Annotated in this window: 21 protein-coding genes; 6 read left to right on the top strand and 15 right to left on the bottom strand. The window is 60.9% G+C overall.

Features of this window, described 5'->3' with window-relative positions; all coding sequences use genetic code 11:
• Window positions 1–99: 99 nt before the first annotated feature.
• The 11 genes from ACXAG8_RS16800 to ACXAG8_RS16750 form a co-directional block, all read right to left on the bottom strand.
• Window positions 100–786: a fumarylacetoacetate hydrolase family protein gene (locus ACXAG8_RS16800; RefSeq protein WP_475229496.1), complete on the bottom strand. Its 687-nt coding sequence runs from the start codon at window positions 784–786 to the stop codon at window positions 100–102.
• A 159-nt stretch (window positions 787–945) separates the two neighbouring features.
• Window positions 946–1,641, bottom strand: coding sequence for an urea ABC transporter ATP-binding subunit UrtE (gene urtE, locus ACXAG8_RS16795; RefSeq protein WP_475229493.1), 696 nt, complete (start codon window positions 1,639–1,641; stop codon window positions 946–948).
• Window positions 1,642–1,644: 3 nt separating this feature from the next.
• A complete protein-coding gene (urtD, locus tag ACXAG8_RS16790; protein ID WP_475229490.1) occupies window positions 1,645–2,385 on the bottom strand; it encodes an urea ABC transporter ATP-binding protein UrtD in 741 nt (246 codons plus the stop codon).
• Window positions 2,382–3,611 carry an urea ABC transporter permease subunit UrtC gene (gene urtC / locus ACXAG8_RS16785; RefSeq protein ID WP_475229487.1) on the bottom strand — a complete coding sequence of 410 codons (1,230 nt, stop codon included), beginning with the start codon at window positions 3,609–3,611 and terminating at the stop codon, window positions 2,382–2,384. Before urtC ends, urtD begins: the two co-directional genes overlap by 4 nt.
• 3 nt (window positions 3,612–3,614) lie before the next feature.
• A complete protein-coding gene (urtB, locus tag ACXAG8_RS16780; RefSeq protein WP_475229484.1) occupies window positions 3,615–5,567 on the bottom strand; it encodes an urea ABC transporter permease subunit UrtB in 1,953 nt (650 codons plus the stop codon).
• 58 nt (window positions 5,568–5,625) lie between these two features.
• Window positions 5,626–6,906 carry an urea ABC transporter substrate-binding protein gene (urtA, locus tag ACXAG8_RS16775; protein ID WP_475229479.1) on the bottom strand — a complete coding sequence of 427 codons (1,281 nt, stop codon included), beginning with the start codon at window positions 6,904–6,906 and terminating at the stop codon, window positions 5,626–5,628.
• A 440-nt stretch (window positions 6,907–7,346) separates the two neighbouring features.
• Window positions 7,347–9,062 (bottom strand): hypothetical protein, encoded by a 1,716-nt coding sequence (locus ACXAG8_RS16770; protein WP_475229471.1) that lies wholly within the window; start codon window positions 9,060–9,062, stop codon window positions 7,347–7,349.
• Window positions 9,063–9,347: 285 nt separating this feature from the next.
• A complete protein-coding gene (locus tag ACXAG8_RS16765; protein WP_475229465.1) occupies window positions 9,348–10,325 on the bottom strand; it encodes a hypothetical protein in 978 nt (325 codons plus the stop codon).
• A 45-nt stretch (window positions 10,326–10,370) separates the two neighbouring features.
• A complete protein-coding gene (locus ACXAG8_RS16760) occupies window positions 10,371–11,855 on the bottom strand; it encodes a heme biosynthesis HemY N-terminal domain-containing protein (protein ID WP_475229462.1) in 1,485 nt (494 codons plus the stop codon).
• 10 nt (window positions 11,856–11,865) lie between these two features.
• Window positions 11,866–13,083 carry a COG4223 family protein gene (locus tag ACXAG8_RS16755; protein WP_475229459.1) on the bottom strand — a complete coding sequence of 406 codons (1,218 nt, stop codon included), beginning with the start codon at window positions 13,081–13,083 and terminating at the stop codon, window positions 11,866–11,868.
• Window positions 13,084–13,138: 55 nt separating this feature from the next.
• The gene (locus ACXAG8_RS16750) at window positions 13,139–13,852 is read right to left on the bottom strand and encodes a uroporphyrinogen-III synthase (RefSeq protein WP_475229456.1); all 714 of its coding nucleotides are present in this window, start codon (window positions 13,850–13,852) and stop codon (window positions 13,139–13,141) included.
• Between the two features lie 97 nt (window positions 13,853–13,949).
• Here ACXAG8_RS16750 and tsaD point away from each other — a divergent pair, with 97 nt between their 5' ends.
• From tsaD to ACXAG8_RS16730, 4 genes are read left to right on the top strand one after another with little or no spacing between them, the layout of a single operon-like run.
• Window positions 13,950–15,047, top strand: a complete 1,098-nt coding sequence (gene tsaD, locus ACXAG8_RS16745) for a tRNA (adenosine(37)-N6)-threonylcarbamoyltransferase complex transferase subunit TsaD (protein WP_475229451.1) — start codon at window positions 13,950–13,952, stop codon at window positions 15,045–15,047.
• Window positions 15,044–16,006, top strand: a complete 963-nt coding sequence (locus ACXAG8_RS16740; RefSeq protein ID WP_475229446.1) for an NAD(P)H-dependent glycerol-3-phosphate dehydrogenase — start codon at window positions 15,044–15,046, stop codon at window positions 16,004–16,006. The genes tsaD and ACXAG8_RS16740 overlap by 4 nt, the downstream gene beginning before the upstream one ends.
• A 1-nt stretch (window position 16,007) precedes the next feature.
• On the top strand, window positions 16,008–16,277 hold the full coding sequence (locus ACXAG8_RS16735; protein WP_475229443.1) for a YciI family protein: 270 nt from the start codon (window positions 16,008–16,010) through the stop codon (window positions 16,275–16,277).
• A complete protein-coding gene (locus ACXAG8_RS16730) occupies window positions 16,277–16,699 on the top strand; it encodes an EVE domain-containing protein (RefSeq protein ID WP_475229438.1) in 423 nt (140 codons plus the stop codon). The genes ACXAG8_RS16735 and ACXAG8_RS16730 overlap by 1 nt, the downstream gene beginning before the upstream one ends.
• Window positions 16,700–16,929: 230 nt before the next feature.
• Here ACXAG8_RS16730 and ACXAG8_RS16725 read toward each other — a convergent pair whose 3' ends face one another.
• Entirely contained in the window at window positions 16,930–17,271 is a 342-nt protein-coding gene (locus ACXAG8_RS16725; RefSeq protein WP_475229431.1) for a DUF2853 family protein, read from the bottom strand.
• 194 nt (window positions 17,272–17,465) lie between these two features.
• Here ACXAG8_RS16725 and ACXAG8_RS16720 point away from each other — a divergent pair, with 194 nt between their 5' ends.
• Entirely contained in the window at window positions 17,466–18,113 is a 648-nt protein-coding gene (locus ACXAG8_RS16720; protein ID WP_475229428.1) for a DUF899 family protein, read from the top strand.
• A 54-nt stretch (window positions 18,114–18,167) separates the two neighbouring features.
• On the opposite strand, the gene ahcY is transcribed toward ACXAG8_RS16720, so the two are convergent.
• Window positions 18,168–19,556 (bottom strand): adenosylhomocysteinase, encoded by a 1,389-nt coding sequence (gene ahcY, locus ACXAG8_RS16715; RefSeq protein ID WP_475229421.1) that lies wholly within the window; start codon window positions 19,554–19,556, stop codon window positions 18,168–18,170.
• Window positions 19,557–19,655: 99 nt separating this feature from the next.
• Window positions 19,656–19,970, bottom strand: coding sequence for a hypothetical protein (locus ACXAG8_RS16710; RefSeq protein ID WP_475229417.1), 315 nt, complete (start codon window positions 19,968–19,970; stop codon window positions 19,656–19,658).
• Window positions 19,971–20,177: 207 nt separating this feature from the next.
• Here ACXAG8_RS16710 and ACXAG8_RS16705 point away from each other — a divergent pair, with 207 nt between their 5' ends.
• The gene (locus tag ACXAG8_RS16705) at window positions 20,178–20,771 is read left to right on the top strand and encodes an HD domain-containing protein (protein ID WP_475229414.1); all 594 of its coding nucleotides are present in this window, start codon (window positions 20,178–20,180) and stop codon (window positions 20,769–20,771) included.
• 75 nt (window positions 20,772–20,846) lie between these two features.
• Here the strand turns inward: ACXAG8_RS16705 and ACXAG8_RS16700 are convergent, their stop codons facing one another.
• Complete coding sequence (locus tag ACXAG8_RS16700; RefSeq protein ID WP_475229722.1) at window positions 20,847–20,957, bottom strand: helix-turn-helix domain-containing protein; 111 nt, start codon at window positions 20,955–20,957, stop codon at window positions 20,847–20,849.
• Window positions 20,958–20,969: the final 12 nt, after the last annotated feature.

Below are 20,969 nucleotides of genomic sequence, written 5' to 3'. Positions count from 1 at the left end.
ATCCCCCGATAGTTATACCCAAGACCTTTCAGCCTGGCTGAGAATTAGGCGCGTCGTCCGACTGCGTGACCTTTCTGGCCGGTCCATGGGCTGGCGTGGTCAGATCACATTTACCGTCAGTTCAGCCAGACCCGCGATGCGGGCGGTCATCTGGTCGCCCTTGCGAACGGGGCCAACGCCGGACGGGGTTCCCGACAGGATCACGTCGCCGGGCGCAAGGTCGAAATATTCTGACAGGTACGAGATCATCTCGGGCAGTTTCCAGATCATCTGGTTCAGATCGCCCCGCTGGCGGGTTTCGCCGTTGACCGTCAGTTCGATCAGGCCCGCGGACAAATGCCCAACGCTGGTGGCAGTATGGATCGGACCAATTGGGGCGGACCGCTCAAAGGCTTTTCCGATCTCCCACGGACGGCCCATTTTCTTTTGCGCCGCCTGCAGGTCGCGCCGCGTCATGTCCAGCGAAACCGCGTAACCAAAGACATGGTTCAGCGCATCTGAAACCGGAATATTGGTGCCGCCAGATCCGAGCGTAACAGCCAACTCGACCTCATGATGGACATCCGATGACTGCGCCGGATAGGGGAAAGACCCGCTGGCATCCAGATTGTCGGGGTTCTTCTGAAAGAAAAAGGGGGGCTCGCGATCCGGGTCATGGCCCATTTCAACCGCATGGGCCGCATAGTTGCGACCGATGCAATAGACACGGCGCACCGGAAACTCCACGTCGGTGCCCGCGATTGGCAAGGCGACGGGCTTGGGCGGGTCGAAGGCGTAATTTGTCACGGCGTCCTCCTCGCTTGTGCCTGACGGATAGCGGGCGTCATCCGGCAATGCAATCCGAACCGGTCCGGGGCCTTTATGCAGGGTCCGGACAGGGTGGGCATGCCCCTGCCCGCCTGCGCGCCCCGTTCTGCAAGCGGCCGCGGGTCAGACGGCGCGGGATCAGACGGTCACGCCCTGCAGAACCTCGTCGCGGGAAACATCCTGTTTGGTTCCTTCGATCATGATCTCGCCGCGCCTGAGGACGACGAACCTGTCGGCCAGATCATAGGCGAAATCGAAATACTGTTCGACCAGAACGATCGCCATTTCGCCCTTTGACCTGAGGTGGCGAATGACCTCGCCAATCTGCGCGATGATGTTGGGCTGAATCCCTTCGGTTGGTTCGTCCAGCAACAAAAGGCGTGGCTTGGCAATCAGCGCCCTGGCTATAGCCAGCTGCTGTTGCTGACCGCCGGACAGATCGCCCCCGCGCCGGTTCTGCATCTGCTTGAGCACCGGGAAAAGATCAAAGATTTCATCCGGGATGAAATGGTCGCTGGCCGGCAGGCAGGCAAAGCCGGTTTCAAGGTTTTCGCGCACCGTCAACAGCGGGAATATCTCGCGCCCCTGCGGGACATAGCCAACCCCTTTCCACGCCATGCGATGGGCGGGCAGGATACCGAGGCTTTCGCCGCCCAGGCTCAGATCGCCCCCCGATCGCGGATGCGTGCCGGAAATGGCCTTGATCAGGCTGGTCTTGCCAACCCCGTTCGTGCCCATCACGCAGGTCACCTCGCCCAGCGCGGCCTCCATAGAGATACCGTAAAGGATTTGCGAATGCCCGTAATGCAGCGTCAGATCCGTCAGTTTCAACATCGCCTAGCGCCCCAGATAGACGTCGATGACGTCCTGATTTGATGTGACATGGTCCAGGCTGCCTTCGGCCAGAACCGACCCTTCGTGCAGGACCGTGACCTTGCAATTCAGGCGGCGCACGAACTCCATGTCGTGTTCGACCACGACCACGGCGCGGGTCTTGGATGCCTGCACAAGCAGGTCGGTGGTATGTTCGCGTTCCTGTGGCGTCATGCCGGCAGCCGGTTCATCGACCAACAGCAGGCGCGGTTCCTGCGCCAGCAGCATACCGATTTCCAGCCATTGTTTCTGCCCGTGACTCAGCTCGCCCGACTTGCGGGTCAATTCGTCCTTCAACCCGATCTCGGTGGCCAGCTCTTCGACTTTGTCCAAATCGGGCCCCGAAGGCCGATAGAACAGGACACCCAGCCAACCCCGTTTGTTCTTGAGCGCCATCAACAGGTTTTCCTGAACGGTCTGGTCCTCGAACACGGTGGGCTTTTGAAACTTGCGGCCGATCCCGGCCTGCGCGATCCGGGCCTCGCTCATCTGCAGCAGCGACACGGACTTTTCACCCCAGATCACGCGGCCCTCATCGGGCCGGGTCTTGCCGGTGACGATATCCATGAAGGTCGTCTTGCCCGCCCCGTTCGGCCCGATCACCGCGCGCAGTTCGGCATTGCCGATCTGGAACGACAGGTTGTTGATTGCGCGAAACCCGTCAAAGGTGACCGATACGCCGCTGACCTCAAGCAATGTGCTCATTCAAGGGCCTCCTTCTCACGCAGAGAGCTGTCATCGGGGCCAAGGTTCGTACCATGCCGGTCCGGGTGACGACGGTTGGCCCACAGGTCAAACAGGCCCCCGATCCCCTGCGGTGCAAACAATGTGACCAGAACGAAAGACACGCCCAGCAGGACCTGCCACCAATCGACCCATTTGATCGTATAGAACCCAAGCGAAATATCGGGCGCCTGGCCCCCGGTGAACCATGTGCTCAGCAGGCTGACCACCGCCGCACCGATGACCGCGCCATACAACCGCCCGCGCCCGCCGATGGCCACCCAGACGGCCAGGTAGATCGAGGCGATGGGGGCTATTTCCTCGGGGTTGATGATACCGGCCTGCGGATAATAAAGCGCCCCTGCAATCGCTGCGATGCAGGCGGTCAGGGTAAACACGGCCAGTTTATAGACTTCGACGGAATAGCCCAGGAACCGCACCCGCGCCTCGTTGTCTCGGATACCGCGGATCACCAGGCCGAACTTGCCCGACACGATCCACGCCGCCAGGAGGTACCCCAGCCCCAGCGCCAGCGCCGAGGCCCAGAGGAACCAGATCGACACCACGTCCTGCGAGGCGGTAACGCCAGGAAGGTTCTGCAGGCCCGACAGGCCATTGTTCCCGCGCAGGCCGCTGTCATTCTGGAACAGGTACAGCGCCAGCGCCAGCGTCATCGCCTGGGTCAGGATCGACAGGTACACACCCGTCACGCGGCTGCGAAAGGCCAGCCAGCCAAAGACAAGGGCCAGCAGGCCCGGCACCAGAACCACCAGGACAAGTTGCAGAACCAAACTGTCGGCAAAGGCCCAGATCAGCGGGAAATCCGATGAACCGACAACCCCGAAGATCTGCGCGCCAATGGCATCGACGACCTCGGACGGTGTTGGCGGTATGTCGGTACGCGACAGCGACTCGACCACGATCAGGCGCGTGCGTTCATACATCAGCCACATGCCGATCATGTACCCGCCCAGCCCGAAAAAGGCGAAATGGCCCAGCGACAGGATACCGGTAAAGCCCCAGACAAGGTCCATCGCAACGGCGATCAGGCACAGGCACAGGGTCTTGCCCAGCGTCTTGACGAAACTGGTCGAGATCACGCCGATCCCGAACCCTTCGGACAGGACGGTGACGGCGATGGTGAACAGCGACAGGATGGCCAGAAAGACCAGGACGGACGGGTTCTTGGCGATAAAGCTGCGTTCCATGGCTCAGTCCCCCGCCGCGCGGCCCTTGAGGGCGATAATGCCCCTCGGCCGGAACTGGATGAAGATGATGATGAAGACAATCATATAGGTCTGCGCCGCAAGGGTGTTTGAAGGGTTCATCCATTCGATCCCCTTTTGCAGGCCGCCGATCATGCCCGCGCCCGCCAGCGCGCCCCAGATATTGCCGACCCCGCCGACCACAACGGTCATGAAGCTTTGAACGATGTAATCGCTGCCCAGGTCCGATGTGACCTTGGCGAACAGACCAATCGCAACCCCGGCAATTCCGGCAATCCCGGAACCCAGCCCAAAGGTCAGCATGTTCACCCGCCCCGGATTGATCCCCATCGACCCGGCCATGCGCGGGTTCTGCGTCACCGCGCGCATCTCAAGCCCCAGGCGCGTGCGTTTCATGATATACAGGAACAGCCCCAGAAAGATCATCGCCAAGACGAAGATCGCGATGCGGATATAGCTGATCGAAACCACATCGTTCAGCACCCATGCCCCGTCCAGCCAGCCGGGCGCGGTCAGCGGTCGCGCCTGCGTGCCGAAGATATTCTTGGCCAACTGCTGCAGGGCAATCGAGATGCCAAACGTCGCCAGAAGTGTTTCCAACGGGCGGGCATAGAGCCAGCGGATCACCAGCCGCTCCATCGCGACGCCCATGGCGAAGGTGACGGCAAAGGCCATCGGTATGGCGACGATGATCGACAGCGTATGGTCGGGGATGAACTGTTGCACCACATAGCCGGTATAGGCGCCCATCATGATGAACTCGCCATGGGCCATGTTGATCACGCCCATGACGCCGAATGTAATGGCAAGGCCAATGGCAGCCAGGAAATAGATCGACGCCAGCGATATCGCATCCAGCGACAGGTCAAGCGTCTGGTTCAGACCGACTTTCAACTCGATCCGTTCAAGCGCCTTCTCGGCGGCGGCGGTCACCTCTGCCGAGGGTTCGGAATAGACGTCAAAAAAGACATGCGCGCCAAGCGCTGCGTCAACATCCGCCGGGGTGATGAAAGCCGGCACTGTACCGGCCTCGGCCAGCACGGAATAGGCTTGCACGCGCTTGGCATCCGAATCCAGCTGCGCCACCGGAATGTCACCTACACGCCCGCCTTCGATATTGGCGGCCAATGCTGCACGAATATCGTCGGCCGACACTCGCGGCGTTGCCAGGTCGTTGGCGACCAACAGATCATAGGCCGCGTCGCGCGTCAGGGCCTCTGATCCAGGCTTCAGGATCGCGGCAATGTTCGCATTGCCCGGCAATTCGACCGCGACCTGGCGCGTCGTCACAACCAGCGGGTTCAGCGCCGCACGGACATCCACGCCCAGGTCGCCGGACATATCGGTGATCGCGGCCACGCGGGCAGTTGTGTCTTCGTCGAACCCAATGCTCAACAGCCGTTCCAGCCGCTGTTTCTGCGCCTTCAAGGCGGCGTCGGGTTCCCCGTCGATCGCGGCGCGCAGGGGGGCCAACAAGGCCGCCTCGGGATCGCGCTGAATCGATTGCAGGGCAGCCAGCCGCTTGTTGCGGTCAGGGTCGGTCAACTGAAACGTGACCAACGCCGTGCCGATCATCGCGCGAATGCCGCTGTTGGGTTTCAACTGCTTCAGGTCGGATTTCTCAAACGTGCCAACGACTTCTCCGGTGTCGAAATCGATCAGCTCATAGGAACGCCCCTCGGATTTTTTGCCTGCAAAGAACAGACCATCGGACTTGCGCATCCACATGTCCTTGGCGGCCCATGTCTCAAGCATCACCTGCGCCTGCGGCAATTCGCTGGCCGCAATTGCATCAATCGCCGGTCCAATCGTCTTGCGAGAGCTTTTGGCGATGATGTCCTGATGGGCCTGCAGGATCGGCTGCAGGCCGGTCTCTTGCGCGTTGGCGGTCAGGCAAGCGCACAGGATTGCGAGGCTCGCAAGGAATAGTCGTAACATGTGGTGAAACCCGAATGTCTTGGGCAAGGCGAGCGGTTACACCCGCCTTGCGAGGGGTTTAGTAGTTCGACAGGGTCTGAACGCAGGTCTCGGTTTCGGTGTTGTACATACCGCAACCCAGATCTTTCCAATCCGATTTCAGAACCGCTGATTCCGGCAGGAAATCGGTCCAGGCGTCGCCCGGCACAACATCGGTTTCGCTGATGATATCGAACTGACCGTCTTCCTGGATCTCACCGATCAGCACCGGCTTGGCCAGGTGGTGGTTCGGCAGCATCACGGCGGTTCCGCCGGTCAGGTTCGGGAATTCCTGCCCGTACATCGCGGCGCGCACGGCGTCGACCTCGGTCGAACCGGCTTCGGTCGCGGCGTTCACCCACATGTTGAAGCCGATGTAATGCGCCTCCATCGGGTCGTTGGTTACGCGGTCCTCGCCCATGGTGGCTTTCCATGTCTCAACGAATTCGGCGTTCACGTCCGTGTCGGCCGACTGGAAATAGTTCCACGCCGCCAGGTGCCCGACCAGGTTGGCGGTATCCAGGCCCGACAGCTCTTCTTCGCCGACCGAGAAGGCCACGACCGGAATGTCATCCGCCGAAACACCCGCAGCCGCCAGTTCCTTGTAGAAACCAATGTTGGCGTCACCGTTGATGGTCGAGATCACGCCAACCTTTTTACCATCCGCGCCCAGCGCGACCACATCCGCCACGATCTTGGACCAGTCCGAATGACCGAAAGGCGTGTAATTGACAAAGATATCCTCGTCCGCGATGCCTTTGCCCTTCAGATAGCTTTCAAGGATGTTGTTGGTGGTACGCGGATAGACATAGTCGGTGCCCAACAGCGCAAATTTCTCGACCCCCAGTTCGTCCAGGAAATAATCGGTCGCAGGGATCGCCTGCTGGTTCGGCGCGGCACCGGTGTAGAATACGTTTTTCGAGCTTTCCTCGCCCTCGTACTGAACCGGATAGAACAGCAGGCCGTTCAGCTCTTCGATCACGGGCAGAACCGATTTACGGCTGACCGAGGTCCAGTTGCCAAAGATGACGTCAACGTCATGCACCGTCAGCAGCTCGCGCGCTTTTTCAGCAAACAGGGGCCAGTCCGAGGCCGGGTCGACCACAACCGCCTCGAGCTGCTTGCCCAGCAAGCCGCCCTTGGCGTTTTGCTGGTCGATCAGCATCAGCATCGTGTCTTTCAGCGTGGTTTCCGAGATCGCCATCGTACCCGACAGCGAATGCAATACGCCGACCTTGATGGTGTCTTCCGCCGACAGCGCCGCGGTTGCCATAGCGGCAAAAAGCGCCGATCCGGCGAGCGTGGATTTCAGAAATGTCATGTTTACCTCCTGGCGGGGCAACAAGAGAGGGCTCGCGCAGAAGCGTGCTCTTCTTCGTCCTGTTCCCCGCAACCGTTGTTGCGTTTTGTGTGTCGAACCTGTCCGAGGTCCAATTCGCACAGCCGTCACACACCCCCGGGGCAAATCCGTCGCGGGCATCGATACGGTCGCTGCATCGCGGCAAGCTTGGCAATTTGCATGCCAAACCCCGCCAGAGAATTGGGAAAGTCTGCTTAAACTTTCATCACAGACTCGGGTTTTGGTCAAAAAACTGTCACAAATGATGGGGCTTCCAACGGTGCCCCCGTCCAAGCCTTTTGCCGCGACCCCTTTGGGCGCGATGCCCTGCCGGGACATCGGAACCTTTCGGACGCTGGCGCCTTTGGGCATTTTGACCGGATCTTAGGTGACGCGAGGTACCAGACCGGCAAAGGCACAGGCTAGATCGGAAGAAGGAAGAACAGCGTTTTGCGCAATAGCTTTCCGCCCCTGCGTACCAACCGCTGCGGTGCGTGACGGATGACAAATGTCCTGTCCTCGGGCACGATTGTATAGCCTTCGCTGTAAACGCTCAGGAAATCATGCTGCGCCCGCACGGCAAATTGCCCGCCCCAGTCAAAGGCCGCCAGGTCCATCGGGTCGGCACCCTCGGCCTCGTCCGGGGGCATAAGGCGCATGGTGCCGCCGTCCACACGCAAAATCACCGAACCCGGCCCCTCGACCACCGAAAAGAACAGCCGGTACTGAAGGATCGCGGCCAGTTTCAGGCTAAAGACGCTTCGAAACCGCACGCCCTGCGAAAAGGCCGCCAGGTTTTTGACATTGAAATACAGTTTCCGCCCCTCGGGCAGGTCAACACGGACAAACCGAAAGGAAAAATCGGCCTGGCCGCCAATCGTGTCAAAGCTTTGGGGATCGAACCGCTGCATGCGCATCTTGGCGGCAAAAAGGCGCTGAAACAGCAACTGGCCCAGCCTGGGATAAGTGGGGCGCCCGAACTCGATGGGGCGTACGATATGGCCAAAGCTGCCATACCACAGCTGGTCGCCAAGCGGGATCTTGTACCCGTTGGCCCCGTCGGTCCGGGTAATGTCCTGCCCGGCAAGCGCGGCGTCACCCTGTTGCGGTGCGCCCACAGTCAGGAACATGCCACCGGACTTGGTATCAAAGACATGGCGCGCCAGGATCGTCAGATAGCTTTTCAGCGTGACCATCGACAGCGAAATCCACGACAGGATCGACAGGACCAGACCAGCAAGGAAAAGCGCATCAATCCCCTGGTTGATGCGGCTGGTCGCGGTCTGAACCCTTTCGTTCAACCCGCCAAGGATCAGCGTGCGGACCGCATCGGTTCCGCCTTCGATCTTGCCCTGCCCGGCATTCAGCGCGGTGTTCACCTCGGTCTGCAACTCTGATCGGGCCGAGGCATAGGTATCGGCGATCGGTTTAAGGATCGAACGCTGCAGGCAATCCTTGACCTCGGGCGGCCAGACCACGGCAAGCAACCAATTGCAGCCCGGAACCTGGATACCCGAGAATTTTGTAAACGTGTCCGGCAACATCCCCTCGTCATGGTGGAACAGCGTCCGTGTCAGTTCGTTACGCAGATTGTCCGACTGCATGTCGATGCTGGACAATCGGGCATCCAGCCGCCTTTCGACCTGCGATTGCAGCGCCGCACCGATACGGTCCACTGAGGCGTGCATGTCACGGCGCAAATCAGGCCCGTCGCCCTTGCACAGGATTTTCTGGCACGCGCCGTTCCAGGCCGACCAGGGAACTTCGGGCAGGTCATAGACCTCGGTTACCACCTTTTCATTGCGCCACTGGATCAACAGGACAGACCCAAGCGCAAGAAGCCCGATCGGCAACCAAAGCAGCAAGCTGCGCGCCGCAAGCCGGAACAGGTGACCGCGGCCCAGTTTGCGCGCAATGTCACGCAAATCGATCCACATCAACCGAATGGCCGGACCGACCAGCGCCATCAGAAACGACAGGGCCATCAGGCCAATGCCGGTGGCATCAACGCCCAGCCACGCAACCCCGGCGCAGAACAACCCGCCAAGACCAAGATATGTCAGCAGGAATCCCTTGCGCCACCACAACAGCCCAGCCAAAGCCAGCGCGCAAGCCGCAACATAAAGCTCGACAATCATATCCGATGCAATCGCGGCAGGGCGTGAAACCGGTCTCTGGGCATAACAGCATCCTTTTCGACAGCGCCAATGGCAGTTCTAAGGGCCTGAATAACCCCAAAACCGGGCGGGGAAGTATGAACACCGTCACCTTTGACCAAACACCATCCCTGCGGCGACAACCGCCAGACCCCAGCCATCCAGCGCGCGCAGGGCACGCGACGCCCCGCTGTGAATTTGACTGATCTTACGTTCAGAGAACGCGCATAATCGTTTGCAAGTCAAGGATTTGCGTTGCACTGGGCCTTAGCCCCGCGGGGCAAGCTCTGCCATTTCGCGGTTGCGGATGCGCGCCTGGGCCCGAACCCGTGTGACAAAGGCCCGGGGCAATTCCGGGGCTGCGCCCGCAAAGCCGGTGCTGCTTGGGTCGCCGATGATCTGCCCATATTCCACCCAGGTGCGAAAGGCGCAGACATCGCGCAGGCTGATGTCGGGCCTTGTATTTGTGGTGCGCGCCGGGGTCGGCAGGTCCAGTTTGGAAAAGTACCGCTTTTCAATATCCGCCCAATCCGGCGGCGTTTGAAACGCGGCCACCTCGTCAGCATCCGAGAATTTGAAATCGGGGTATTTCGCCCCGTATTCCGAACACCCGTGCGAGATTTTCGAGGTCACGCCCGTGACATTCGCCTTGCTCTGGGCCTGTCGAAAGGCTTTGAGACAGGCGCGCGCCTCGGGGATGGATTGGCAATAGATATAGGCCTTGTATGGGTATTTGATCCCGTCACGCAGTTCGATCATACACTTGCGCGCGTTGTCGTCCGGCAGGTCCAGCGACAGCAACAGGAAATAGGTCTGGAACAGGGCCGCAACCGACCCCGGCAGGATCTGAACCTTGTAGCAATCGTGGCACAATCGCGAGATCGCGCCGGTCTCGGCAAAGAATTTCAACCGTTCGCCGCAATGCGCATGAACGCCGTTGATGGTCATGGCCCGGCCCGAAAAAATCTGCCCGATGGGCGGAACACGCGTGACCCCGGCGGCATCCAAAAACCCCACCCATCGGGAATAATGCGCATGCGTGCGGGCAGGATCGGCCAAGGCCTTTTGCCATCCAGGGCGCAATGTTTTGCGGATCTCGGCCTGCACACTCCCAAAACGGCCCGCGCGCCCGGCTTTGCCTGGCTGCATTTCAAGCAAGGTCACCAGCCGCTTGATCGCGGGCATGTCACCGGGTTGCATCTGCACCCGGTTTTCAAGCCTTTCGATCTGCAGGGCCCTGTTCACCGTGACCTCCTGTCCGGGGCAGACGGTATGACCGGCCCGCTCTCCTCAGGGTTTCTGCGCATCCTCGGGAACCGATTCTGCATCGACCTCGATCACCTCTGCCTCGGGGGGCTCGTCCTCTGGTGCCGGTTCGGCGGGGGCCGATTTGTCCTCAAGCGCGCCGACGATCAGGGGCAGCATGTGAACACCGGTTGCACTGGCGATTTCCGGCGTTTGCGGGGTTTGCCAACTGAGCGTGTCAAAGCTGTGGCAGTTCTGACAGACCGGGGCCCATTCCGGCTGGATGTCATGGCAATTGTCACAGACCCATTGCGGCCCGCGCGGGGCGTTCAACGCCTTGGCCAACCAGCCCTGCACGACCGAATCCGTCGCCCCCTCGCCCCGCTCGATTGCGGCCATCAGGGTATAGGCGCGCGCATCGGCCTGCTTTTCGACAATATCGCCCAGCGCGCGGCGCGCTTCGGGGAAATCCTCGGCCACGATGTTCAGCTCGGCCAGAATCAGCCGCGTTTCCATGTTGTCCGGGTGCGTCCTGGTCAGGGTGGCAAACCGTTTAATCCGCTCCTGCGGAGTTTCCTCGGGCGCAATTTCGGCAAAGGCATGCGCCAGATCCGGGTGAGGCTGCACATCCCAGGCCTTTTTCAGGATTTTGGCGGCGGCCCGCGCCTTGCCCTTGGCGATATAGGCCCGCGCCGCCATGGCGGCAGCTGGAACCAGGTCAGGCGACAGGCGGTTGGCTTCGATCGCGTGCTCTTGTTGTGCGACCGTCGCGTCTTCGTTCAGGATGTCGCGGGCCTCGGACAGGGCAAGAACCGCATCGCGGCGTTTGAACACGTCGCGCGGCAGATACCCGGCCTTGAGCTTGGCGGTCAGCGTCGACCGGGCCCCGGCCCAGTCTTGCACCTTGGTCTGGAGGTTCAGCAGCACATCCTGCGTTTCCTGGTGGCGCGGCTTGATCAACAGCGCCTTCTCGGCCAGCTTGCGCGCGGTTTCGTCATCCCCCTCGGCAAGCTTCTGTTTCATGATGCCGCGCACACCAACAAACCGGGTGGCGTTGTTGGTGACCAGTTTCTTGTAGGTATCAGACGCCTTTTTCGTATCCCCGGTCATCTCTGCCGCCTGCGCAACCAGCAGGTTGGTCAATTCGGGCTTGTTCAGCAGCTTTTCGGCCTTGGTGGCCTTGGTCATGGCCATGCGCCCCTCGCCCGAGGCCAGCGCCATCAGGCCGTCGGAAAGCGCCTGATACCCGCGTTGTTCCCGGCTGCGGTCAAAATAGCGCGACAGGGCGGTTTCATCACCATTGAGGAACTTCAACGTGGCGATCAGAAGGCCCAGCAATTTGAAAAACAGCCACGCCCCAAACACCAGCACACCCAGCGCCATGGCCGATTGCAATGGGCTAAGCGTGTATTCCATGCCGGCAACCGTGACCTGCACGCCGCCGCTGGTATCCATCAGGAACATGGCACCCATGGCCAGAAGGCCGATAATCGCAACAAAAACAAGGATCTTTAACAATGACCACAGCATGGCAGGACCTTCAGTTCGAGTTCGCGCTTGAACCAAGCGCATGTGCGGCAGCCACGGCGGAAACCCGTGTCTGGGCGGCCTGTTCCCAATCGGCCAAGGCTGGCTGGGCGTCCTGGGGCAGGGATTTCAGCTCTGTCAGGGTGGTGGCAATGTCACCGTCAGCCAGCGCGGCCTGGGCCCGCGACAGGATGGCGTCGGGGTCGTCACCATCTTTGGGTGTGACCGATCGCGCCCCCGTCTGACGCTGCAAAAACGCCACCAGACCGGACCCCTTGTCCGCCTCGCGCGCTGCGGCCAATGCCACGCGCGCCGCAGGCGTGAACGATTCCTGCAGGGCGGCCACGGTCGGAACCCCGTTTACCGCCGAAGACGTCAGCGCGTCGGGCACATCCAGGCCACCGGCCTGAAGTTCGGCAACCAGGTCGGCAAAGGGCTGCCCGGCATCAAGTTGCCCATGCAGGCGCGACAGGATCGCCGCATTGGTGGCGGCGCGCGCTTCGGCGGCGGCTTTCGCCTCAAGCGCCTGCGCGTCGGCCACCATCTTTTCCACTTCGGCCCGCTGCGCGGTCAGCGACTCCTGCAACTTTTTCAGCTCGGCCTCGAAGGCGGCCGTTGTTTCGGGCGAGGCACCTTGTGTGAGGGTGCCGCTTTCCAGATCGGCCAACCGGCTGGTCAGCGGGTCGATTTTGCCCGCGAGGCCGTCAACGCTGGCCTTCAGCGCGTCCAGCTCGCTGGCCACAGGATCAATCTGGCTGGTCAGGGCGTTCACCTTGTCGGCCAGACCTGCGCCATCGGTCACGGATTTAGTCAACGCCGCGATCTGGTCCGTCTGGTCGGACAGCTTGGTTTCCAGCGCAGCAATGGCGTCGGACGGGTCGGACCCGCCGGGCAATATCACGTCGCTGCGCCCCGCAAAGAACCCAAGCGCGGCTGCAAGGACCCCACCGATCAGGGCAGGAACGAAACCGCCGCGTTTTTCAACAACACGCTCTGGCGTTTTTGCTTCGGCTTCGGCTTCGGCTTCGGCTTCGGCTTCGGCTTCGGCTTCGGCTTCGGCTTCGGCTTCGGCTTCGGCTTCGGCTTCGGAGGAGCCCTCGACCGGTTCGCCCAAGCCGTCAACACCGGATGGCGCTTCCGGCGCTTCGGTCTCCGGGTGTGCGTCCTGTTCCGTCAGATCCGATTTCGGGTTGTCCACCGGTTCCTGATCCCTGTCCTTTTTGGCAGCCACCGTCGCATTCCCCTTATCGATTCCAAAAAACAAACGAACTACAGACCCGGTCAGGTTAATCCGGGCCTAGATTACCCTCAACCCGCATCACATGTTTCACAAGCTTTTTAACGGCCTTCCGCATCTTTTTGGGCGTTGGCCGCTTGGCGACTTTCAAACGCTCATACCCCAATGTTTCAAGGGGTTCTGCGGTCGCTTCGCTGATCGCGACCAACCACAGGGGCGCAGGTCCCGTCCAGACATCGGCAAATTGTCGCGCGGTGCGCGGCGAGAAGATCGGCGCCACGACCGGGTCGCAACCGGCCGCCATTTCGGCGGCTTCTGCGGTCAGCGGCAACAGGCGCTGCTGGTAAATCGGCTGTTCATGCACCGTCAGGCCCATCTCGGTCAGGTGTTCTGAAACGTCGCCACGGCTGTGTTCGCCCCTTAGATGTAACAACGGGCTTTCGGGGCGTATCCGCAGCAAGGCCGCGACAAGTTCCTCGGCGGTGGCGCCAACCATCTGCGCATTCCACCCGGCCCCTTTGGCGGTTCCGGTTGTGGCCTGACCGACGCAATAGGCGGGCAGCGACCTGTCGACACCAAGCGTTGCCGCCGCGTTGACCGCATTGGCCGAGGTAAAAACCAGACCGCGCATATCGCCAGTCTGCACGTCAACGGCAAGTGTCCTGATGTCCAGCAGGGGCGAATGCACAATGCGCACCTTTGACCGGATGCGGTTTGGAAGTTGCGCAACAAACCGTTCCGAGGCGGCACGAGGGCGGGTCATCAACAAATACAACGATCGGCACTCTCGGCCTTGGGATTGTTTGCGTCCGCGCAGGGTGATACCCCGCTTGTCAGTCATGATGCAATGGATCAGGCCAATGGTGCAAACATTAACCGTTCTCGGACTTGAAAGCAGCTGCGACGACACCGCCGCCGCGGTCGTGCGTCAGGCCGAAGACGGCGCGGCGCAGATCCTGTCATCGGTGGTGCATGGCCAGACCGAATTGCACAGTGATTTTGGCGGCGTGGTGCCGGAAATAGCCGCCCGCGCGCATGCCGAAAAGCTGGATGTCTGCGTCGCACAGGCCCTGGACCAGGCCGGTGTCGGGCTGGGGGCGATTGACGCAATCGCGGTGACGGCGGGGCCGGGGCTGATTGGCGGCGTGATCTCGGGCGTGATGTGCGCCAAGGGGCTGTGCGCGGCAACGGGTCTGCCTTTGGTGGGCGTGAACCATCTGGCCGGTCACGCCCTGACACCGCGCCTGACGGATCAGGTGGGCTATCCCTATCTCATGCTTCTGGTATCGGGCGGGCATTGCCAATACCTGATCGCCAGCGGCCCGGATGAATTCACCCGGCTGGGCGGAACCATCGACGATGCACCGGGCGAGGCCTTCGACAAGACCGCCCGCCTGCTGGGCCTGCCGCAACCCGGCGGCCCGTCGGTCGAGGCCGAAGCCAAACACGGCGATGCCGGGCGTTTCAGATTCCCCCGCCCCCTGTTGGACCGGGAGGGCTGTGATCTGTCCTTTTCAGGGCTCAAGACGGCGCTGATGCGGATGCGTGACCAGATCGTCCGCGACAAGGGCGGCCTGACCCGCCAGGACCGGGCCGATCTGTGCGCCGGTTTCCAGCAGGCCATTGTGGATACCTTGGCCGAAAAGACCCGGCGCGCGATTGCTCAATACCTGGCCCATGAACTGACCGATCCGGTTTTGGCTGTCGCTGGCGGGGTCGCGGCAAATCAGGCCATTCGGCAAGCGTTAGAGACTGTTTGCGCCCAAACCGACACGCGATTTACGGCCCCGCCGCTGGCCTTGTGCACCGACAACGCGGCAATGATTGCCTATGCCGGTATCGAACGGTTTCGCACCGGCGCTCGGGACGGAATGGACCTGGCCGCTCGCCCCCGCTGGCCGCTGGACCAAACCAGCCCCGCGATGCTGGGCGGTGGCAAGAAAGGTGCAAAGGCATGAGTGTTTCCGTGCTGGGTGCCGGGGCGTTTGGAACGGCGCTGGCGATATCTCTGGCCGGAAACGGGCCTGTCACCCTCTGGTCACGGGACCGGGATCAGGCCAGGGCCATGCGCGACACCCGCAGAAACGAGGCCCGGCTGCCCGGTGCCGAGCTGCCCGCAAACCTTGCGGTCACCACCGACATCGCACAGGCGGCGCGGGCCGAGACTGTATTGCTGGCCATACCGATGCAAAAGCTGCGCGCCGCCCTGGCTGACCACCGGTCATCTTTGACCGGTCGGACATTGGTGGCCTGCTGCAAAGGGATCGAGGTGACCTCGGGGTTGGGGCCTGTATCCGTCATCGCCCAAATGGTGCCCGATGCCTGCCCTGCCCTGCTGACCGGACCCAGTTTCGCTGATGACATCGCCCGCGGGCTGCCCACTGCGCTGACGCTGGCCTGCGAAGATGCCGAACGGGGTCAGTCCCTGCAGGCGGACCTGACGACCGCGACCCTGCGCCTTTATCGGACCACCGACGTGGTCGGGGCCGAATTGGGCGGTGCGCTCAAGAACGTGATGGCCATTGCCTGCGGGGCCTGCATCGGGGCGGGGCTTGGCGAAAGCGCCCGCGCCGCGCTGATGACCCGCGGATTTGCCGAAATGCAGCGACTTGCCGGGCTGCGTGGCGCCCGCGCCGAGACCCTGATGGGCCTGTCCGGGCTGGGCGACCTGGTGCTGACCTGTTCGTCGGATCTGTCGCGCAATTTCCGCTTTGGCCTTGCCCTTGGTCAGGGCCTGCCCTTTGACAGCGAAACCACAGTCGAAGGCGTGGCCACCGCCAGCGCCGTTGCCGAAATCGCCGCGGCCGAGGGGCTGGACATGCCCATCAGCGCATCCGTCGCTGATCTGAGTCTTGGGGCCTATAGTGTCGCCGAGGCCATTCAATCCCTGCTAAACCGACCCCTCAAGGAGGAATGACATGCTGATTGCCCTGATCGCCCGAGACAAGGATGGCGCCCTGCAAACCCGGCTGGATAACCGGGCCGCGCATCTGGCCTATATCGAGGAAACCGGCGTGGTGTCCCAGGCGGGACCGTTGTTGGACGGTGACGCGATGATCGGGTCGCTGGTCATTCTGGATGTTGCCGATCTGGACGCCGCGCAAAGCTGGGCGGAAAACGACCCCTATGCAAAGGCCGGTCTGTTTCAGTCGGTTGAGCTGATCCCGTGGAAAAAGGTCATCGGGTAATGGCCTATTGGTTGTTCAAATCCGAACCCTCGACCTGGAGCTGGGACCAGCAGGTCGCCAAAGGTGACGCCGGAGAAGAATGGGACGGCGTGCGGAACTATCAGGCGCGCAATTTCATGCGCGACATGAAACGGGGTGACCGGGGGTTTTTCTACCACTCGCAAAAGGACAAGGCGGTCGTCGGCATTGTCGAGGTGTGCGCCGAAGCCCACCCCGACAGCACAACCGATGACGACCGGTGGGAATGCGTGGACATCAAGGCGGTCCGCCCCTTTGTCACGCCGGTGACATTGGACCAGATCAAGGCTGACCCGCGCCTGGCCGATATGGTTCTGGTCCGCAATTCGCGTCTTTCGGTGCAACCGGTCACCGAGGCCGAATGGGCAATCATCTGCACGCTGGGCGAAACACCGGCCGGTTGAAACGAAAAAGGGAAGGCCCCGACAATGCAGAACCTTCCCTACCCCGCGTGCTCCCGAGTCACCACACGCATTGAAATTCCTGGGTATTTTTCTGGTTCTGACCGTCCTGGCCACAGGTAACAATTAGCCCATCTTGCGGCTGCAAAACAACGATCAAGTAGATAAATTATGCCTAAAATGCACAACGCCCACCGGGTCAGCGGTGGGCGTTGCAGGGTGTTTCCAAGGGGTCAGGAATAAACCGACTCTTTTCCGAACTGCTTGGTCAGCATGTAATAGACCACGGCACGGTACTTGTTGCGCTCGGACATGCCATAGGTTTCCATGGCCTTTTTGATCGCCTCCATCAGTTCGGGACCATCCGACAGGCCCAGCTTTTTGATGAGGAAGTTGTTCTTGACCGTTTCCAGCTCGCCGTCCTGGCTTGCCGCAACTGTCGACGCGTCAGCATCATAGATGGCCGGGCCGCAGCCGATGGTTACCTTGGTCAGCAGATCCATGTCCGGCTCCATGCCGCACTTGGATTTCAGGTCTTCTGCATATTTGGCGATCAGATCGTCGCGTTTTCCCATTGTCCTCTCCTGGTTTTGGTCTGGCCGTTCCGGCTCGGGGGATACGGTAACTGGCCCGTGGAATTGAACAAAGGGAAAAATCCGACACTTTCCCCCTAACCCATTCTCCGCCGATGGCCGGGGTTGCTTTTTCGTCGATCTTTATTTAACTTTATCGTTAAACAATGTCGCTCAAAGCCGCCAGGAGAGTTCCCATGCCCGTGTCCCTGCCCAATGAAAGTGCCGCGTATAGAACCGCGCGAAATGAGCTTTTGGCCGCCGAATCCGACCTGCGGGCGCGTATCGAAAACGTCGCGGCCCTGCGCCGCGCCTTGCCCCGTGGGGGGCAGGTCCCAACGGATTATACCTTTCGGACGCTTGATGACGTTCCGGCGCCCCTGTCCACGCTGTTCGGCGGGCACGATACGCTGGCGGTCTATTCACTGATGTTTGGCCCGAACGCAGACAGCGCCTGCCCGATGTGTGCGGCTTTTCTGGACGGGTTGAACGGCCAGATCGCCCATCTGACCCAAAGAACCGCCTTTGCCGTCGTGGCGCAGAACACGCCGCAGAAACTGGCGGCGCTGAAAACCCGGATGGGCTGGCATGCACTGCCGTTGTTTTCTGCATTGGGCAGCGACTATCAGGCGGATTACCTGGGCCAATCCGAAGATGGGCGCCAATTGCCCATTCTGAACGTGTTTCAGCGCGACGCGGACGGGATTCACCATTTCTGGTGCTCGGAACTGTTCTTTGAACCCAGCGACTGGCACCCAAGGCATGTGGATGCCGCCTGGCCCATGTGGAACATCCTGGACCTGACCCCGCAAGGGCGCGGCGACCATATGCCCAAGCTGCGCTGAAACGAAAAACGGCGACCGAACCGGCCGCCGTTCCACTTTCGGACACCGCAGAAATCAATAGCGGTAATGTTCCGGTTTGTACGGGCCTTCGGGTTTGACCCCGATATAAGCCGCCTGTTCGCTGTCCATCTTGGTCAGTTTCACGCCGATCCGGTCCAGATGCAGGCGGGCAACCTTTTCATCCAGATGCTTGGGCAGGATATAGACCTTGTTTTCGTACTGATCGCCCTTGCTGAACAGCTCGATCTGGGCCAGAACCTGATTGGTGAAGGACGCCGACATCACAAAGGACGGATGCCCGGTGGCGTTGCCGAGGTTCAGCAGGCGGCCTTCGGACAGCAGGATGATGCGGTTGCCCGAGGGCATCTCGATCATGTCCACCTGTTCCTTGATGTTGGTCCATTTGTGGTTCTTCAGGCTGGCCACCTGAATTTCGTTGTCGAAATGGCCGATATTGCCGACGATGGCCATGTCCTTCATCGCGCGCATATGCTCGATACGGATCACGTCCTTGTTGCCGGTGGTGGTGATGAAGATATCCGCGCTGGCAACTTCGTCTTCCAGCAGGGTGACTTCGAATCCGTCCATCGCGGCCTGAAGCGCGCAGATCGGGTCGACCTCGGTGACTTTCACACGGGCACCAGCACCGCGCAAGCTGGCGGCCGAGCCTTTGCCCACGTCGCCATAGCCGCAGACGACAGCAACCTTACCGGCCATCATCGTGTCGGTGGCGCGGCGGATACCGTCGACCAGCGATTCCTTGCAGCCGTATTTGTTGTCGAATTTCGACTTGGTGACGCTGTCATTCACGTTGATCGCCGGGAAGGGCAGGTGGCCGTCTTTCACCAGTTGATACAGACGGTTCACACCGGTGGTGGTTTCCTCTGACACGCCCTGGATCTGATCGCGCATCTTGGTGAACCAGCCCGGGGATGCCGCCATGCGCTTGGCGATCTGGGCCTTGATGACGGCTTCTTCTTCGGACCCCGGCACGGGGATGATGTCTTCGCCCGCTTCGGCGCGCGCGCCCAGCAGGATATACAGCGTCGCATCGCCGCCATCGTCCAGGATCAAGTTGGGGCCGTCGTCAAACATGAAGGATTTGTCCAGGTAATCCCAGTGCTCCTCCAGCGTCTGGCCCTTGATGGCAAAGACCGGAATACCGGCGGCGGCAATCGCTGCGGCGGCATGGTCCTGGGTCGAGAAGATGTTGCACGACGCCCAGCGCACATCGGCGCCCAGCGCAACCAGCGTTTCGATCAGAACGGCTGTTTGGATGGTCATGTGCAGCGACCCGACGATGCGAGCGCCCTTCAAGGGCTTGCTGTCACCATATTCGGCACGCAGGGCCATCAGCCCGGGCATTTCGGTTTCGGCAATATCCAGCTCTTTGCGGCCGAAATCAGCCAGCGCGATGTCTTTGACGATATAGTCCCCGGCCATCAGGTGCTCCACTCCGGTAAATCATGATCGGGCTGCCACTAACATCCCTTTGGATCAGTGGCAACGCGGATGGCCGTAAACGCATCTTACATCTGTTTTTCAGCTTGGCGTGCCGTCTGCCTCAACCTTCGGTATCGCTTCAAAGAAATCCGTGCCGGCGGCGACAATACAGCTTATGCCGTTGGCCTGGGTCAATAAAACCGTATAGGTCCCGGTCTCTTTCGAGGACCAGACCTCCATCACGGACTGGGCGCCGCGCATCTTTTGCAGACCGCCAAAGATCAGCTGTTCCGAATAACTGTCCTGCAGTCTCGAAATTACAACGTCGCGCTGCGCACAGGTCTGCGCCAACACCGGAGGCGCGGTTGCAGCCATACCAAACAACAGGGCAATACCAAGCAATCGCTTGAACATGACAAGCTCCTTTCGTTACGGGTTTCGTTTCGAGAGGGGCACACCACGAGGACGGCGCAAGCCCCCCACGGTATTTATGTCGGTATCGCCGCGCGCCGTTTCAAAGCACGAACAATCAAGAAATTGTTGGCAGCCGGTGATCCGAACACGTAAATGATACCACAAAAACCCGGCGCAATCGCGCCCCGCGTCACGAGGCATGGCAGAATGGCAACACAACCCAGAGCGTGGCAACGGATGCTGTCGGGCCGCAGGCTGGACCTGCTGGATCCCACGCCGGTGGATATCGAGATCGAGGACATCGCCCACGGGTTGGCCTTTGTGGCCCGCTGGAACGGGCAAACCGCTGGGGATTATGCCTATTCCGTGGCGGAACATTCGCTGCTGGTCGAAGAGCTTTTTGGACGGATTGCACCCAAAGCGCCGGTGAAATGGCGGTTGGCGGCACTGTTACATGACGCGCCCGAATATGTGATCGGCGACATGATCTCGCCCGTCAAATCCGCGGTCGGCCCCGATTACGGCGCACTGGATGACCGCCTGGCCGCCGCCATCCACATCCGGTTCGGCCTGCCCGCCGAGGTGCCCAAGACGGTGAAACGGCAGATCAAGAAGGCCGACAAGATCAGCGCCTGGATGGAGGCAACCCAGATCGCAGGCTTTTCGGAAGGTGAGGCGACAAAGTTCTTTGGTCGCCCCGACAAGGCGGTGATAGAGGGGCTTCAGATCAAGCTGCGCCCACCGGTCGATGTACGGCATGCGTATACGGCGCGGCACCAAGAGTTGTTGGCGCAGCTCTGAGCGCGGGCTTGCAGGGCATACGACGGTGTCGTCATTTTAACGGCAAACCCACCAAGAAATGCTGATGTTCAGAATTCAAGCTGCTTGAGTGACGGCAACCCAGGCGTCAAGCGCATCGATCCCGCCTTCGACCCAACGCGCATACCAATCGTAGTAGGTGCTACTGGGGATGCCAATCATCGTCAGCGTCTGCTTAAC

The sequence above is a fragment of the Ruegeria sp. ABD4_443 genome (assembly GCF_056160865.1).
This window is presented reverse-complemented; position numbering and strand designations above follow the sequence as displayed.